Origin of the sequence: Agromyces aurantiacus, assembly GCF_016907355.1 — a bacterium.
In the GTDB taxonomy this organism is placed as follows: Bacteria; Actinomycetota; Actinomycetes; order Actinomycetales; family Microbacteriaceae; genus Agromyces; species Agromyces aurantiacus.
The window spans coordinates 1,629,806-1,644,706 of record NZ_JAFBBW010000001.1; the positions used below are offsets into that span (position 1 = coordinate 1,629,806).

Here is a 14,901-nt window from a genome sequence, read left to right on the forward strand (position 1 = left end):
CCTTCCGTCGCGGTTGCGACCATCCGATCCGGAGCCCCCACGCATGCGCACCACCCTGGCCAGGACCGAGCCCGCCGCGCTCGACCTGCTCGGCGGCGACCCGCGCGCCACGGCGATCGCGACGCCCACGACCTCGATGGACTACGCCGAACTGGCGGAACGGATCGCCGACCGCCGGGCCGCGCTCGGCGCGGGGCGACGCCTGGTGTTCCTCGCCGGCTCGAACTCGTCCGAGACGGTCGTCACGTACCTCGCCGCGCTCGCCGCCGGCCACCCGGTGCTGCTGCATGCCGCGGGAGCGGATGGCGCGGCCGGCCTCGACGGGCTCATCGGGCGCTACCGGCCCGACGTCGTCGTGCGCGTCGGCGCGGATGGTGCGGCGCCCGAGATCGACGAGCTCGCCGAGGGCAGCCGGCACGTGTTCCACCCCGACCTCGCGCTGCTCGCGAGCACCTCGGGCTCGACGGGCTCGCCCAAGCTCGTGCGCCTGTCGCGCGCGAACGTGCTGAGCAACGCGCGCAGCATCGCCGAGTACCTGGAGCTGGCGCCGGCCGACCGCGCGGCCACCACGCTGCCGTTGCACTACTGCTACGGGCTCTCGGTCGTGAACAGCCACCTCGTCGCCGGGGCGAGCCTGCTGCTCACCGATCGCTCGGTGGTCGAGCCCGAGTTCTGGAGCGAGTTCGACGCCGCGGGGGCGACCTCGTTCGCGGGCGTGCCGTACACCTACGAGCTGCTGGAGTCGACCGACTTCGCCGCGCGCCCGCACCCGACGCTGCGGTACGTGACGCAGGCGGGCGGGCGGCTCGCACCCGAGCGCGTGCGCGCGCTGGCGCGGCTCGGTCGTGAGCGCGGCTTCGACGTCGTGGTCATGTACGGCCAGACCGAGGCGACCGCGCGCATGGCGTACCTGCCGCCCGAGCTCGCCGAGTCGGCGGCGGGAGCGATCGGCGTGCCCATTCCCGGCGGGTCGCTGCGCATCGACGACACCGTCGGCGGGGGCGCACCCGGCGAGGGCGAGCTCGTCTACTCGGGACCCAACGTGATGATGGGCTACGCCGAGACGGGGTCGGACCTCGCTCGCGGGCCCGAGCTCGCGGAGCTGCGCACCGGCGACCTCGCCCGGCGGCGCGACGACGGACTCATCGAGATCACGGGGCGGCTCAGCCGGTTCGTCAAGAGCTACGGGCTCCGGCTCGACCTCGACCGCGTCGAGCGGATGCTCGCCGAGGACGGGATCGAGGCGCGCACCGTCGGCGTCGACGAGCGGATGGCCGTGTTCGTCCGCCACGAACGGTGGGCCGATCGGGCCCGCGCCGCCGTGCACCGGCGCACCGGGTTGCCGCCGCACGCGTTCGACGTGCACGCGCTCGCCGAGTTCCCGCGCACGGCCAACGGCAAGCCCGACCACGCGGCGCTGCGCGCGCACGCGACGCTTCTGCGGGCGACGGATGGCGCGCCCGCCCACGCACCCCGTGCCGACGCGAGCGTCGCCGACCTCCGCCACCTCTACGCCGAACTCCTCGGGCGCCCTGACGCGACCGAGGCCGACAGCTTCACGAGCCTCGACGGCGACTCGCTCAACTACGTCGAGCTCGCCCTCCGGCTGGAGGAGCGCATCGGCGCGCTGCCGCGCGACTGGCCGAGCCGCACCATCCGCGAGCTCGCTTCCGGGCCGTCACCGGAACCGGCTCCGTCGGTCGAGGAGGGCGGCCGGCGGCCGTCTCGGAACCCTGCCCCGAGGGTCGACCGCCGCCGCCGTGGCCGCCGCGTCGCGCGGCTGGAGACCTCGGTCGTGCTCCGCGCCGTGGCGATCCTGCTCATCGTCGCGACGCACGCCGACGTCGTGCAGCTCAAGGGCGGCGCCCACCTGCTCCTGGCCGTCGCGGGCTTCAACCTCGCGCGCTTCCGGCTGACCGGCCGCGGCGCGCGCCCGGCCGACGAGCGGGCGGCCCGGTCGCGCCGGGTCGGCGGGCTGCTCCGCAGCGCCCGTGCGCTCACGGTGCCCGCCGTGCTCTGGATCGGCGGCGTCGCGCTCATCACGGGCAGCTACGACCCCGCGACCGTGCTGCTGTCGAACTGGATGGTGCCGGGCTCCGAGGCCTGGAGCGAGCAGTGGCAGTTCTGGTTCCTCGAGGCGCTGGTCTGGTCGATCGTGGGGCTCGCCGCGATCTTCAGCGTGCCCGGCCTCGACGCGCTCGAGCGCCGCCACCCGTTCGCGTTCGCGGCGGCGATCCTGGCCGTCGCGCTCGTGTGGCGGTACGCCGCGGCGGGTGGCATCACGCCGTCGTCGCCGATGCGCTACGCGCTGCCCGCGATCGCCTGGCTCATCGCACTGGGCTGGCTCGTCGCCCGCTCGACCACCGTGCCCCGCCGAATCGCCGCCACGGCGATCGTGCTCGCGACCGTCCCCGGCTTCTTCGGCGACCCCCTGCGCGAGTCGATCGTGATCGTCGGGCTCGTCCTGCTCGCGTGGGTCACGAGCGTGCCGATGCCGGGTGTGCTGGCCGGACCGATCGGCATGGCGGCATCCGCCTCGATGTTCGTCTACCTCACGCACTGGCAGGTGTACCCGCCGATCGAGGAGGTGTCGCCGCCGCTCGCGATCGCGGCGTCCTTCGCGGTGGGGCTCGCGGCCTGGTGGGCGTGGGGGCGCGTCGAGGCCTGGGCTCGCACGCGCACGAGGAACGGCGCCGCGCGCGACCGCGACGGCGCCGTCCCCTCTCGGGCGTCGGTCACGCCGCGGTGAACGGCCCGATCTCGAGCACGGTCGAGCCGTCGGCGCAGACCGGGATCGGAGCGGCGCCGACGACGCCGGGGCCGGCGCCGTCGGAGGTCACGTAGGCGCGCAGGTGGTCGGCCGTCACCGCGTCGCAGCCCGACGCGGCCGGCTCGGGCGCGGTGCCGAGCACGATCGCCGCGTCGCCGTTCGCCAGCACGAACGGCTCGCCCATCTCGCCCACCACCGTGGACCAGCCGATGCGCGATCCGTCGGCCGACTCGACGACGAGGCCGGGCCATCCCCAGACCGAGCACGAGACGTCGGACTCGTTCGTGAACACCAGCTCGAACCCGCTCGCGCCGTCGACCGAGAGGTCGGGTCGGGCGGCGTACTCGAGGCTCAGCTGCTCGTCCTGGCACTTGGCGGGGAGCGGCTCGGGCTCCTCGGGCGGCACGACCTCGCCGGGCGCGCCGTGGAGTGCGACCAGCGGGCCGAGCAGGAGGGACCAGGTCCCGTCGGCGCAGACCGGGACCCGGGCGTCGGCGACGATCCCGCCGCCGGCCCCGTCCGAGGAGATGTACGCGCGCAGGTGGTGCGACATGGCCTCGACGCATCCGATCGACGACGGGAGGACCGCCTCGCCCTCGGCGACGGCCTGCCCGCCGCTCGGCGGCAGGACCGCGAGCGTGCTCGTCGGTCCGGACGCGTACGCCCCGGTCAGGAACCCTCCGTCGGCGTCCTCGGCGACCAGGCCCGGCCAGCCGTCGAACGAGCAGGGCTGCGAGCCCGTGTTCGTGAAGACCAGCTCGAACGCGATGGCCTCCGCCGTCGATCGGTCGGGCTGCTCGCGGTACTCCATCGTGAGCTGCGAGTCCTCGCAGTGCGCCGGGCCGATCACTCGCGCCCGGTCACGCAGCTCGGCGGTCGGGGTGCTCTCCGCTCCGTCGCCCGCGTCCGCCGTCGTCGCGACGGAGGACGGCCCCGTCATCGCGACCGTCACCGCATCGCCCGCCGCCGCGCGTGCCGCTGACGCGTGGCTCGCGTGCGTCCGTTCGAAGCCGACCGCGCCGGCCACCATCGCCGTTCCCCCCGTGAGCGCCGCCGTGACCGCCACCCCCGCGACCGCTCGGAACACCACCCTCTTGGTGTGCATCTCATCCCCTTCCACGTCACCCGAACGGGTGACCCGAGGTGGACGCTAGCATATGGGCAGATATCTTCCTATAGTTTTCCCGGATATCTTCCTATACATCCACGCGCGGTGTTCCTATGCTGGCTGCATGCCACGCAGACGGGAAGGACGGCTCGTGGGCCTCGAGGTCGACATCCTCGGCGCCGGCATCGAGCTCCAGGCCGAGGGCGGTGACTTCTACGGCTTCGCCCTCGCGAAGCGCATCGCCGATCACGCCGGCGCCAGCGCCCTCACGGCGCACGGCACCCTCTACAAGGCGCTGAACCGCCTCGCCGAACGCGGCCTGGTCGAGTCCGAATGGGAGGATCCCGCCGCGGCCGCTGAGGAGGGCCGACCACGGCGGCGGCTGTACCGGGTCACCGGCGCCGGCGCGATCGCCTACCGGGCCGAGGTCGCGCAGCGCGCCGTGTTCGCCCCGGCGCCGAAGTCGGCCTTCGCATGAGCGTCGCGACCCTCCGGCCCGACGGCGAGGTCGGGCTCGAGGCATCCGCCCGACTGCGGCACCGTACGGCGGGGCGCGTGGATGCCGCCGTCCTCGCGTGGTGCCGGTGGTACACCGCCGACCTGCCCGACGAGGTCGCCGCCGAGCGCCGGGCCGAACTCGCGTCCGACCTGTTCGAGGAACGCGAGCACTCGGGGGCGCGTGCGACCCCGTCGATCCTCTGGCGGGCCGTCCGCGGCATCCCGGCCGACCTCGCGTGGCGCGGTGCGCGGCTGCGGCGCGCGGCGATCGGTGCGCCGCGGGGCACCTTCCCGCTCGCGATGCCGGCGCTCGCGCACCTCGCCGCCGTCGCCCTCGTCGCCTGGGGCGGCGTCATCCTGTGGCGCGTCGCACGGAGCATGGTCATCGGCGACTGGCACGGGGCCGCCGATGTCGCCGAGCTCTCGGTCGCGGGGCTCATCCTGGCGCTGGTCGGGTCGTGGCTGCTGATGGTCGCGCGCCGACGTGCGTTCGCCGGGCTCGTGCTCGCGGTCGCGGCCTACCTGCTCGTCCGCTTCGGGACCTACGCGCTCATGGAAACCAGCGTGAGCTTCACCGCCTGGTTCTCGACCTCGACCGGGCAGATGGTGCTCCTGAACCGGCTGGCGACCGGCGCGGCGGTGCTCTTCTTCCTCTCGATGGCCGCGTGGTGGCGTTCGCCGACCCCCGCCCCGCAGTCCGACGAGGCGACGCCATGAACGTCCGGCGCCTGGTCGCTCCCGTCGCGATCGGCGGCCTGCTGGTCTGCGCCGCCGCGGTCGCGCTCACCGTCGTCGGCGCGTTCGGGATCGACCTCTTCGCCCCGACGCCGACGGGGGTCGGGGCGGTCGGCGAGGCGGGCGGGGGCGGCGGGACCGGCGTCGCCAAGTCCGCATCGTCGACCGCCGCCGGGATCACGACACAGGCCGCCCAGTGGGAGCTGGTCTCCGACGAGGAGCGTTCCGAGTACATGGGTCGCGAGCAGGTCATCGCCGAGTGCATGGCCGCGAAGGGCGTGGAGTACCGGCCGGCCGCGCCCTGGCTCAACCAGGACGCGCAACCTCGAGGGCTCAGCTTCGAGCAGTCCGTGATCTGGCTCGACGCGTACTACGGCGAGACGAACGACGACTGGTCGGTGCCGGCGTCGGACTGGCGCAGACGCGGATGCCTCGGCGTCGGCGAGCACGCCGTGGCCGTCGCCCGGGCGGCCGGCACACCGCTGTCGGCGCCCCTGCCCGAGCCCGACCCGGAGGCGCTGACGGAGGAGGAGGAGCTGGCCTGGTTCTGGCAGGTGATCGAGACCTGCCTGGCCGAGCAGGGCTTCGGCCTCGACGACGACGGCACTCCCGGCTGGTGGGCGGCGATGTACGGCGACGCCGGCACCGGCGCGGCCTATCGCTGGGAGGACGCGGGCTGCTCGGGCTACGCCACCCACGTCACCGGCAACGACAACATGCACTGACCTCGGGCGTGAGCCGGGTCGGCACCAGGTCGCGGGGTCGCCGCGCCCGCGGCGCCGAGGCTCAGCCGCGCAGCGTGCGCAGCAGCCTCGCGGTCGCGATCGCGGCCTCGGCCGCCTCGCGCCCCTTGTCCTCCTTCGAGCCCGGCAGGCCGGCCCGGTCGAGGCCCTGCTGCTCGTCGTCGAGGGTGAGCACGCCGAAGCCCACGGGCTTGCCGGTGTCGAGCGCGACCCGGGTCAGCCCGTCGGTCGCGGCCGCCGAGACGTACTCGAAGTGCGGCGTGCCGCCGCGGATGATGACGCCGAGCGCCACGACCGCGTCGGCGCCCGACTCGAGCGCCGTCTTCGAGGCCACCGGCAGCTCGAAGCTGCCCGGCACGCGCACGAGCGTGAACTCGGCGCCGGCCGACTCGAGCGTGCGGGTCGCGCCCGCGATCAGCCCGTCGGTGATCTCGTCGTGCCAGCTGCCGGCGACGATCACCACGCGCAGTCCGCGTCCGTCCACGTCGAGTTCGGGCGATCCGGCTCCGCTCATGATGCGTGTCCCTTCAGGAGTTCGTCGGCAGCGGCCTCGGTCAGCTGCTCGTCGTCGATCGAGTGTCCCATGCGCGTGCGCTTGGTCTCGAGGTAGCCTGCGTTGACCGAGCCGACGCCCACCACGAGCGGCAGTCGGTCGGCCACGTGGATGCCGTGCGCCTGCAGCTGGCGCACCTTCTCCGGGTTGTTGGTGAGCAGTCGCACGCGGGCGATGCCCAGGTCGTCGAGGATGGCGCTCGCTGCCGTGTAGTCGCGCGCGTCGATCGGCAGGCCGAGTGCGAGGTTCGCGTCGAGCGTGTCGAGCCCGCCCTCCTGGAGCCGGTACGCGCGGAGCTTGTTGATCAGGCCGATGCCCCGTCCCTCGTGCCCGCGCAGGTAGACCACGACGCCGCCCTGCTCGGCGATCGTCGCGAGCGCCGTGTCGAGCTGCGGCCCGCACTCGCACTTCAGCGAGCCGAACGCCTCGCCGGTCAGGCACTCGGAGTGCACGCGGGCGATCGCGCCGGCCGGGTCGGCCGCGGGGTCGCCCGCGATGATCGCGAGGTGGTCGGCGCCGGTGTTCCGGTCGCGGTAGGCCCGCACGCGGAACGTGCCGTGCACGGTCGGCAGGTTCGTCTCGACCTCGAACTGCACGCGCGAGGACTCCGCGATCGGCGCGGGCGCCTCTCCCGCGCCGAGGTCCTGGCCGCCGTGCCACTCGTGCAGGTACGCGACCAGCGCCTCGACGGTCGTGACCGGCAGGTCCTCGCGCTCGCCGAAGGCGATCAGCTCGGGCAGCCGCATCATCTCGCCGTCGTCGGCGATGAGCTCGCCGATGACGCCCACCGGCGCGAGGCCGGCGAGCCGCATGAGGTCGACCGCCGCCTCGGTGTGCCCGGCGCGCTCGCGCACGCCGCCGTCGACGGCGCGGAGCGGCAGGATGTGGCCCGGGCGGATCAGCCGGTCGGGCGTCGCCTCGGGGTCCGCGAGGATCCGCAGCGTGTGCGCCCGGTCGGAGGCGGAGATGCCGGTCGAGATGCGATCCGCGGCGTCGACCGAGATCGTGTAGGCGGTGCCGCGTGCGTCCTCATTGCGCTGGACCATGAGCGGCAGCCCGAGACGGTCGGCGACCGCGTTCGGCATCGGGGCGCAGAGGTAGCCGCTCGTGTGGCGCACCATCCACGCGATCCACTCCTGGGTCGCGAACTCGGCGGCCATGATGGCGTCGCCCTCGTTCTCACGGCCCTCGTCGTCGGCCACGATCACGGGCTTGCCCGCGCGCAGCGCGTCGAGCACCTCGGTCATGCTCGCGAGGCTCATCGGGTGCCTCCGATCGGCTCGGCCACGGACGACGGCAACGCGTGGTGCGCGTCCAGGCGCAGCATCCGCTGCACGTGACGCGCGAGCACGTCGGTCTCGAGGTTGACGCGGTCGCCCGCCCCGAGGCGCCCGAGCGTGGTGGCCGAGAGCGTCTCGGGGATCAGCGACACCTCGAACCACGAGCCGTCCGGCTCGTCGCCGAGCGCCGAGACCGTGAGCGAGACGCCGTCGACCGCGATCGAGCCCTTGTCGACCACGAGCGCCGCGAGGCCGGCGGGCAGCGAGAAGCGGATGACGCGCCATTCCTCGCCCGGCCGCACCTCGAGCACCGTGGCGGTGCCGTCGACGTGCCCCTGCACGATGTGGCCGCCGAGCCGGTCGCCCACGAGCGCGGCGCGCTCGAGGTTGACGGGCCGGCCCTCGGCGACGCCGTCGAGGGTCGACATGCGCAGGGTCTGCGCCATGACGTCGGCGGTGAACGACGTCGCATCGGCGTCGACGACGGTCAGGCACACGCCCGAGACCGCGATCGAGTCGCCGTGCCGGACGCCGTCGACGACCTTCGGCCCGCGGACCGTGAGCCGCAGCACATCGGCGTGCGGCTCGACGCGCGTGACCTCGCCGAGTTCCTCGATGATTCCGGTGAACATGTCAGGCCCTTTCTGGGGTGGAGGTGTCGGTGCGCTCGGCGAGGCGGGGGCGCGCCACGATGAGCACGTCGTCGCCGAGTCGGATCAGGTCGGTGAAGGCGAAGGCGAGGGCATCGGCGATCGTCCCGATGCCGAGGTCGCCGATCGCGGTGCGCGGGCCGCCGATGAGCGACGGCGCGAGGTAGACGAGCAGTTCGTCGGCGAGGCCGGCCCGGAGGAACGCGCTCGCGAGTGTGGGGCCGCCCTCGATGAAGAGCGAGCGGATGCCGCGACGCTGGAGTTCGGCGAGATCGGCCGCGAGGTCGGCACCCGACATCCGGATCGCCTCGTGCGGATGCCGCGCGAGCGCCGCCTCGGCCGGGACCTCTCGCCGGCCGAACACGACCGGGACGGGCTGCGACTCGAGCAGTTCGCCGTCGGCGTCACGCGCGGTGAGGGCGGGATCATCCGCGAGCAGGGTCCCGGTGCCGACCGCGATCCCGTCGGATGCCGCGCGGCGGTGGTGCACGTCGGCGCGCGCCTCGGGCCCGGTGATCCACCGGCTCGTGCCGTCGGCCGCCGCCGCGCGCCCGTCGAGGCTCGACGCCCACTTGACCGTGACGCGCGGTCGGCGCCGGCGCGCGGCGAACAGCCAGTCCTCCAGGAACGCCTCGACCTCGTTGGCGAGGACGCCGGCGGTCACCTCGACGCCCGCGGAACGGAGCGTCCGCGCGCCGCCGGAGGAGTGGTCGCCCGGGTCCTCGACGGCGTACACCACGCGGGCGACGCCGGCATCGATGAGCGCCTGGGCGCACGGTCCGGTGCGGCCGGTGTGGTTGCACGGCTCGAGCGTGACGACCGCCGTCGCCCCGTGCGCCGCGCCGGGCGGCAGCGTGGAGATCGCGTCGACCTCGGCGTGGGGGGTGCCCGCGCCGCGGTGCCAGCCCTCGGCGAGCACATCGCCCGAGGGGGAGAGGATGACGCATCCGACGCGGGGATTCACCCCGCGGGCCGGGCCGCGCTCGGCGAGTTCGAGCGCCCGGCGCATGGCGGCGGCGTCGCTCGCCGCCTGCGTCGCCGTGGACATGGGAGCCTGCTTTCCGGCTCCGGGTCTCCCGGCGGCGCCGGAAACGTCGACGGCGCCACCGGCGTCGTCGACACGTGCCGCCTCCCATCCGGACTTTCACCGTCGGTACCGGAGTTCCACCGGTTCAACCGCTCGCGCGCGGCCGGACGGCCACGCGCTCCCGGCTCGCGGACTTTCACCGCCGGTTCGGACTTGCACCGACCCCGGAGCACGTTTCGTGTTCGATTCTAGGTCAACGCGCCGACGGGGCGGGTATTCCCGCCGTCATGCGCCGCCGTGCGCCGGCGTCAGCGGCACGCCTTCGCGGCGTCGATCTGCGCGTCGGTCGGCCGCCCGTACGCCTCGATGCCCGAGCCCGGCAGGTCGTAGCCCATGCCGATCGCCCACGCGGTGGCCCACGTCTCGTGGTCGCCGGCGAACGGCTCGGCCGCGAAGATCGCGTAGCACTCGTCGCGGAGGACCTGCGTGTGCCCGACCTCGTGGACCACGACCGCCTCGGCGTTCTCGTCGGTGCTCCACTCGCGTTCGATGCTCTCGGTCAGCGAGATGAGCCCCCAGCCGTCGCCCTCTGGCTTGAACTCGGCGGTGCCCGAGTACCAGGCGTCGCTCGAGAGCCCCGCGACCTCCCACGCCCACACGAAGTCGAGCTCGACGCCGGCCGCGATCGAGCGCGCGAACGCCTCGATGTCGGCTCGGACCGGGTAGGCGCGGCGGTGCTCCTCCTCGGCGGCGTGCGATGCGCGCACCTCCGCGACCGCGGCGGTGAGTTGCGCGAAGCGATCGGCGTCGCCCGATGAGACGGTCGGCGAGTGGCGGATGCCGTCGAGGGCGTCCTGCACCGCGACCCGGGCGGCGTAGCTCGCCGACGGGCTCGCCTCCAGCGCCTGTCCGACGAGTTCCTCGGTGCCCGCCAGGAGCTCCTCCATGGCGGTCGAGACGGCCACGGTGCCGTTCGCGACCTCGTCGGCCGCATCGTCGAACCGCGCTGCGGCCTGGTTGCGGGACGGGATGAGCTCGGTCAGCCGCCACAGGTCGGCGTAGCGTTCCCAGGCCGGGGCCGGCGAGCCCGGTTCGCCGAGATCGGCGAGGCCGGCCGGCCCCTCCGGCGGGTCGTCGAGGATCGCGCGAGCCGACGCGATGCGCTCCTCGAGGGCGGCCCGGTCCTCGTCGCGGACCAGCTCGCCGGTCGCCGTCGCGAGCAGGTTCTCGGCCCGCGCGACCGCGGACTCCCCGCGGTCGGCGGTGGCGGTGTACGACGTGCTCGCGTCGTCGAATCGCGCGTCGGCGGTCGCCCACGCCGGCCACACCTCGGCGTGGGCGACCGAAGCGGCCAGCTGGTGGCCGGCGAGTGCGGTCGCGATGACGCCGGCGATCGCGATCACCGCCGCGCCGGTGCCGAGGCGACGGGGCGGGCGCGGGGCGTGGGCGGGCGCCGGACCGGGCTCCGGTCGGGGCGGGTCGGCGACCTCGGCCTCGACGGCCTCGACGCCATCGGGTTCCGCGGCGTCGGGTTCCGCGGCGTCGGGTGAACGCATGCGATCCTCTCGTGCGATCGTTCGGGCGACCGCGAGGCTCACGCTACCGGGCGGCGTCCTCCGCTTCGATCACGATCGCGTCACGCCGAGTCGACCAGTCCCCGTGCGGTCCCCTCGTCGATGATGAGGTCGGTGATCAGCTCGGCGGCGAGCGCTCCGGTCAGGCCGGGGAGCTTCGCCCGTCCCGAGACCACGCAGATGCGTCTGGGCGCCCGGCGCAGCGTCGCGAAGTCGGGTCCGGTGCCGCGGGCGTTCAGCGCGATGCCGTCGGTCGACCCGTCCGCGCGGTAGAACACCGTCGCCACGTCGCCGACGACGCCGTCGCGCGAGAGCGACTCGTAGTCGGCCCGCTCGAGGTACCCGCCCTGGTACACGTGGCTCGGCACCTCGGCGAAGGGCGAGCCGATGCCGAAGATCGCGACGTCCATGGCGGCCTGCAGGTCGAGCAGGCGCCGGGTGCTGCGTTCGCGCCAGAACGCCTCCTTCGTCGCGGGGTCGTCGAAGAACGCGGGGACCGGGAACTGCTGCACGCGCGCGCCGAACGCGTCGCCGAAGCGGCGGAGCAGCTCGCTCGCGTAGAGGATGCCCGTCGTGCGGAGGTTGCCGGCGCCGTTCAGCTGCACGACCTCGGAGTTGTGGGTCGCCTTGGGTGCGAGGTGCCGGCTCATGGCGCTCATGGTCGAGCCCCAGGCGACGCCGATGGTCTGGTTCGAGTCGATGAACCGGGTGAGAATCCGTGCAGCAGACAGCGCGACGCGCTCGAGCCGGTCGACGTCGCTGGCGTGGTCGGGCACGGGCACGACGTGAGCCGAGACCTCGTACCGCTCGAGGATCTCCTGCTCGAGCCGGCTCGGGAGGTCGAGGGGGGAGTGGATCGAGATCTCGACGAGCCCGGTGGCGCGCGCATGGCTCAACAGGCGCGAGACCGAGGATCGCGAGGTGTGCAGCTCCGTCGCGATCGCGTCCATCGTGAGGTCCTGCAGGTAGTACAGGTGCGCCGCGCGCAGCGCGTCGCGGGTCTTGCCGGAGGGCAGCTCGCCCGCGGCCGCGGGCCCCGCGGCATCCGTGACCGTCATCGTCGTCTCCTTCTGCACGTTTGTGCAATCGGCTTGCAAGCATGTGCGCATGTGCTCACGATGTATTCATCCACAGCCGGCCCGCACTCGCAAGCCGCCGTGTCCAACGCTTCGAAAGGACAGCGATGTCGCCCATCACGTCGTCGACGACCCGCCCGCAGCCCGCGTCCCGTCCGCGCGTCGAGGTCTCGGCCCTCCGCGCCCGCCCGACCGCCGAGGTCGTGATCATCGGCGGCGGCATCAACGGGATCGCCACGTTCCGCGACCTGGCGCTCCAGGGCGTCGACGTCGTGCTCGTCGAGCGCGACGACTTCGTCTCGGGCGCGTCGGCCGCGTCGAGCCACATGATCCACGGCGGCATCCGCTACCTCGAGAACGGCGAGTTCCGTCTCGTCCAGGAGTCGGTCCAGGAGCGCAACGGACTGCTGCGGATCGCCCCGCACTACGTCAAGCCGCTGCGCACGACCGTGCCGATCTACTCGACCTTCTCCGGCATCCTCTCGGCGCCGCTCCGGTTCCTGACCCACCGCCAGGGCGCGCCCACCGAGCGCGGCGCTGCGCTCATCAAGACCGGCCTGACCATCTACGACGCCTTCTCGCGCGACGGCGGCAGCGTGCCCCGGCACCGCTTCCTCGGGCGCTCGCGCTCGCTCGCCGAGCTGCCCGCGCTCAACCCCGCCCTGAAGTACACCGCGACCTACTACGACGCGAGCATGCACGACCCCGAGCGGCTCGCGCTCGACGTGCTGTTCGACGGGCTCGCGGCCGGGCCGCACGCGCGCGCCGTCAACCACGTCGAGGCGATCGGCTTCGGCGCTCGCGGCGTGCGCGTGCGCGACGCGGTCACCGGCGACGAGTTCGACCTCGCCGCCGACGTGGTCGTCAACACCTCCGGGCCGTGGACCGACCTGACGAACGCGCAGCTCGGGCGCGAGACCGCGCACATGGGCGGCACCAAGGGCTCCCACATCGTGCTGGACCACCCTGAGCTGCTCGCCGCCACCGGCGGCCGCGAGATCTTCTTCGAGCACGAGGACGGCCGCATCGTGCTGATCTACCCGCTCAAGGGACGCGTCATGGTCGGCACGACCGACCTCGAGCACGACATGCGCGAGCCCGCCGTGTGCACCGAGGAGGAGGTCGACTACTTCTTCGACCTCGTCGCGCACGTTTTCCCAGGCATCGCGGTCGACCGGTCGCAGATCGTCTACCGCTTCTCCGGCGTGCGGCCGCTGCCGCGCCACGACGACACCCAGCCCGGCTTCGTCAGCCGCGACTACCGCATCGAGCGCGCGGAGGTGGCCGAGCGACCCGGTACGACGCTCCTGAGTCTCGTCGGGGGCAAGTGGACCACGTTCCGGGCGCTCGCCGAGCACCTCGCCGACGAGGTCCTCGAGCTCGTCGGGCGCCGGCGCGTGCGCTCCACGAAGGGGCTTCCCATCGGAGGTGGAGCCGGGTTCCCGACGACCGACGACGCGCGGCTCGTGTGGATCGCCGGCCACGGCGACGGCGTCGGCCGCGCGCGCGCCGAGGCGCTCCTCGACCGCTACGGCACGCGCGCCGAGGCGCTGATCGCCGAGGTCGAGGGGGCCCCCGAGACCCCGCTCGCCGGCCACGACGGGTACAGCCGCGAGGAGATCGCGTGGCTCACCCGCAACGAGCAGGTCGTGCACCTCGCCGACGTCGTGTTCCGGCGCACGAGCCTCGCCTTCACCGGGTCGCTCACGACGGCGCTGCTCGACGAGCTCGCGGAGGTCGTCGGCGACGAGCTCGGGTGGGATGCCGCAGGGCGCCGCGCCCAGGTCGAGGCCACGCGCCGCGTGCTCGCCGACCGGCACGGGGTCGTGCTCGGGCAGGTGTCGCTGACCCGGTAGCGCCGCCCTGTGCGGGTCGAGGAGCCGCGAAGCGGCGTCTCGAGACCCTCGCGAACGGTCTCGAGACGCGCCTGCGGCGCTCCTCGACCCGCACGGGATCTTGCACAGACGTGCACGCCGGACCGCCGCTTTCCGGCCGATTCCGCGGGTACGTTTCATCGGGGTCGCGCCCTGACGCGGCATCCCGCTTCAACGAAAGAAGGTCAACGTGGACAATCTCGGTGTCGTGTTCCTCTCGGAACTCGTCGGCACGGCCATGCTCGTGCTCCTCGGCTGCGGCGTCGTCGCCAACGTCGCCCTGGCGAAGAACAAGGGCTTCGGCGGCGGCTTCCTGATGGTCAACTTCGGCTGGGGCCTCGCGGTCTTCGCGGGCGTCATCGTCGCCTACGCGTCGGGGGCGCACCTCAACCCCGCCGTCACCCTCGGGCTCGTCGCGAACGGCCGCACGGAGTTCGTGCCGGGCGTGCCCGTCGACGCGCTCTCCGTGCTCACCTACATCGCCGCGCAGCTCCTCGGGGCGTTCCTCGGCGCCATCGCGTGCTGGCTCGCGTACAAGCAGCACTTCGACGCTGAGCCCGAGCCGGCCACCAAGCTCGGCGTGTTCTCGACCGGTCCCGCCATCCGCTCCTACGGCTGGAACCTCGTGACCGAGGTCATCGGCACGTTCGTGCTCGTGTTCGTCGTGATCGGGTTCGGCCGCAACGGCGACGCCTCGGGTCTCGCCGCGCTCGGCGCGCTGCCCGTGGCCCTGCTCGTCGTCGGCATCGGCGCCTCGCTCGGCGGTCCGACCGGCTACGCGATCAACCCGGCCCGCGACCTCGGCCCCCGCATCGCGCACGCCGTGCTGCCCATCGCGGGCAAGGGCGGATCCGACTGGGCCTACTCGTGGGTTCCCGTCGTCGGTCCCATCGTCGGCGGCCTGCTCGCCGGCTGGGCCGCGATCCCGCTGCTGCCGCTGCTCGGCTGACCCGCGGCATCCGCACCACCCTCGTTCATCCCCTCATCCATTCACTGACAGCAACGGAGTTCTC

The 14,901-nt window shown here is 73.7% G+C and carries 13 protein-coding genes and 1 riboswitch; of the genes, 6 read left to right on the forward strand and 7 right to left on the reverse strand.

From position 1 onward, the window contains the following. The first annotated feature begins 43 nt into the window (after positions 1-43). Positions 44-2,749, forward strand: coding sequence for an AMP-binding protein (locus JOD46_RS07745; protein ID WP_204393077.1), 2,706 nt, complete (start codon positions 44-46; stop codon positions 2,747-2,749). Here JOD46_RS07745 and JOD46_RS07750 read toward each other — a convergent pair. Next, complete coding sequence (locus JOD46_RS07750; RefSeq protein ID WP_204393079.1) at positions 2,736-3,875, reverse strand: DUF4232 domain-containing protein; 1,140 nt, start codon at positions 3,873-3,875, stop codon at positions 2,736-2,738. The genes JOD46_RS07745 and JOD46_RS07750 overlap by 14 nt on opposite strands. 127 nt (positions 3,876-4,002) lie before the next feature. Here JOD46_RS07750 and JOD46_RS07755 point away from each other — a divergent pair, with 127 nt between their 5' ends. Genes JOD46_RS07755 through JOD46_RS07765 form a run of 3 tightly spaced genes read left to right on the forward strand, consistent with a single transcriptional unit; the run spans position 4,003 to position 5,836 of the window. Next, the gene (locus JOD46_RS07755; RefSeq protein WP_204393081.1) at positions 4,003-4,356 is read left to right on the forward strand and encodes a PadR family transcriptional regulator; all 354 of its coding nucleotides are present in this window, start codon (positions 4,003-4,005) and stop codon (positions 4,354-4,356) included. Continuing rightward, on the forward strand, positions 4,353-5,093 hold the full coding sequence (locus tag JOD46_RS07760) for a hypothetical protein (RefSeq protein ID WP_204393083.1): 741 nt from the start codon (positions 4,353-4,355) through the stop codon (positions 5,091-5,093). The genes JOD46_RS07755 and JOD46_RS07760 overlap by 4 nt, the downstream gene beginning before the upstream one ends. Continuing rightward, positions 5,090-5,836 (forward strand): hypothetical protein, encoded by a 747-nt coding sequence (locus JOD46_RS07765; RefSeq protein ID WP_204393085.1) that lies wholly within the window; start codon positions 5,090-5,092, stop codon positions 5,834-5,836. Before JOD46_RS07760 ends, JOD46_RS07765 begins: the two co-directional genes overlap by 4 nt. Before the next feature lie 61 nt (positions 5,837-5,897). Here JOD46_RS07765 and ribH read toward each other — a convergent pair whose 3' ends face one another. The 6 genes from ribH to JOD46_RS07795 form a co-directional block, all read right to left on the reverse strand. Beyond that, positions 5,898-6,368, reverse strand: a complete 471-nt coding sequence (ribH, locus tag JOD46_RS07770; RefSeq protein WP_204393087.1) for a 6,7-dimethyl-8-ribityllumazine synthase — start codon at positions 6,366-6,368, stop codon at positions 5,898-5,900. Next, complete coding sequence (gene ribB / locus JOD46_RS07775) at positions 6,365-7,669, reverse strand: 3,4-dihydroxy-2-butanone-4-phosphate synthase (RefSeq protein ID WP_204393089.1); 1,305 nt, start codon at positions 7,667-7,669, stop codon at positions 6,365-6,367. Before ribB ends, ribH begins: the two co-directional genes overlap by 4 nt. Beyond that, positions 7,666-8,319, reverse strand: coding sequence for a riboflavin synthase (locus JOD46_RS07780; protein ID WP_204393091.1), 654 nt, complete (start codon positions 8,317-8,319; stop codon positions 7,666-7,668). The genes ribB and JOD46_RS07780 overlap by 4 nt, the downstream gene beginning before the upstream one ends. 1 nt (position 8,320) lies before the next feature. Next, complete coding sequence (gene ribD / locus JOD46_RS07785) at positions 8,321-9,385, reverse strand: bifunctional diaminohydroxyphosphoribosylaminopyrimidine deaminase/5-amino-6-(5-phosphoribosylamino)uracil reductase RibD (RefSeq protein WP_239562641.1); 1,065 nt, start codon at positions 9,383-9,385, stop codon at positions 8,321-8,323. 70 nt (positions 9,386-9,455) lie between these two features. Continuing rightward, a riboswitch (FMN riboswitch) is annotated at positions 9,456-9,601 on the reverse strand. A gap of 71 nt (positions 9,602-9,672) precedes the next feature. Continuing rightward, positions 9,673-10,920 carry a hypothetical protein gene (locus JOD46_RS07790; protein WP_204393093.1) on the reverse strand — a complete coding sequence of 416 codons (1,248 nt, stop codon included), beginning with the start codon at positions 10,918-10,920 and terminating at the stop codon, positions 9,673-9,675. 80 nt (positions 10,921-11,000) lie between these two features. Next, positions 11,001-11,996: a sugar-binding transcriptional regulator gene (locus JOD46_RS07795; RefSeq protein WP_204393095.1), complete on the reverse strand. Its 996-nt coding sequence runs from the start codon at positions 11,994-11,996 to the stop codon at positions 11,001-11,003. 125 nt (positions 11,997-12,121) lie between these two features. Between JOD46_RS07795 and JOD46_RS07800 the strand changes: the two genes are divergently transcribed. Then, on the forward strand, positions 12,122-13,870 hold the full coding sequence (locus JOD46_RS07800) for a glycerol-3-phosphate dehydrogenase/oxidase (protein ID WP_204393097.1): 1,749 nt from the start codon (positions 12,122-12,124) through the stop codon (positions 13,868-13,870). 208 nt (positions 13,871-14,078) lie between these two features. Continuing rightward, entirely contained in the window at positions 14,079-14,837 is a 759-nt protein-coding gene (locus JOD46_RS07805; protein WP_204393099.1) for an MIP/aquaporin family protein, read from the forward strand. The last annotated feature ends 64 nt before the right edge of the window (positions 14,838-14,901 follow it).

What these genes read in the sequence shown, in the direction of transcription:
- JOD46_RS07745 (WP_204393077.1), top strand. Translation starts at nt 44, where the DNA reads ATGCGCACCACCCTGGCCAGGACCGAGCCCGCCGCGCTCGACCTGCTC.
- JOD46_RS07750 (WP_204393079.1), bottom strand. Translation starts at nt 3,875, where the DNA reads ATGCACACCAAGAGGGTGGTGTTCCGAGCGGTCGCGGGGGTGGCGGTC.
- JOD46_RS07755 (WP_204393081.1), top strand. Translation starts at nt 4,003, where the DNA reads ATGCCACGCAGACGGGAAGGACGGCTCGTGGGCCTCGAGGTCGACATC.
- JOD46_RS07760 (WP_204393083.1), top strand. Translation starts at nt 4,353, where the DNA reads ATGAGCGTCGCGACCCTCCGGCCCGACGGCGAGGTCGGGCTCGAGGCA.
- JOD46_RS07765 (WP_204393085.1), top strand. Translation starts at nt 5,090, where the DNA reads ATGAACGTCCGGCGCCTGGTCGCTCCCGTCGCGATCGGCGGCCTGCTG.
- ribH (WP_204393087.1), bottom strand. Translation starts at nt 6,368, where the DNA reads ATGAGCGGAGCCGGATCGCCCGAACTCGACGTGGACGGACGCGGACTG.
- ribB (WP_204393089.1), bottom strand. Translation starts at nt 7,669, where the DNA reads ATGAGCCTCGCGAGCATGACCGAGGTGCTCGACGCGCTGCGCGCGGGC.
- JOD46_RS07780 (WP_204393091.1), bottom strand. Translation starts at nt 8,319, where the DNA reads ATGTTCACCGGAATCATCGAGGAACTCGGCGAGGTCACGCGCGTCGAG.
- ribD (WP_239562641.1), bottom strand. Translation starts at nt 9,385, where the DNA reads ATGTCCACGGCGACGCAGGCGGCGAGCGACGCCGCCGCCATGCGCCGG.
- JOD46_RS07790 (WP_204393093.1), bottom strand. Translation starts at nt 10,920, where the DNA reads ATGCGTTCACCCGACGCCGCGGAACCCGACGCCGCGGAACCCGATGGC.
- JOD46_RS07795 (WP_204393095.1), bottom strand. Translation starts at nt 11,996, where the DNA reads ATGACGGTCACGGATGCCGCGGGGCCCGCGGCCGCGGGCGAGCTGCCC.
- JOD46_RS07800 (WP_204393097.1), top strand. Translation starts at nt 12,122, where the DNA reads ATGTCGCCCATCACGTCGTCGACGACCCGCCCGCAGCCCGCGTCCCGT.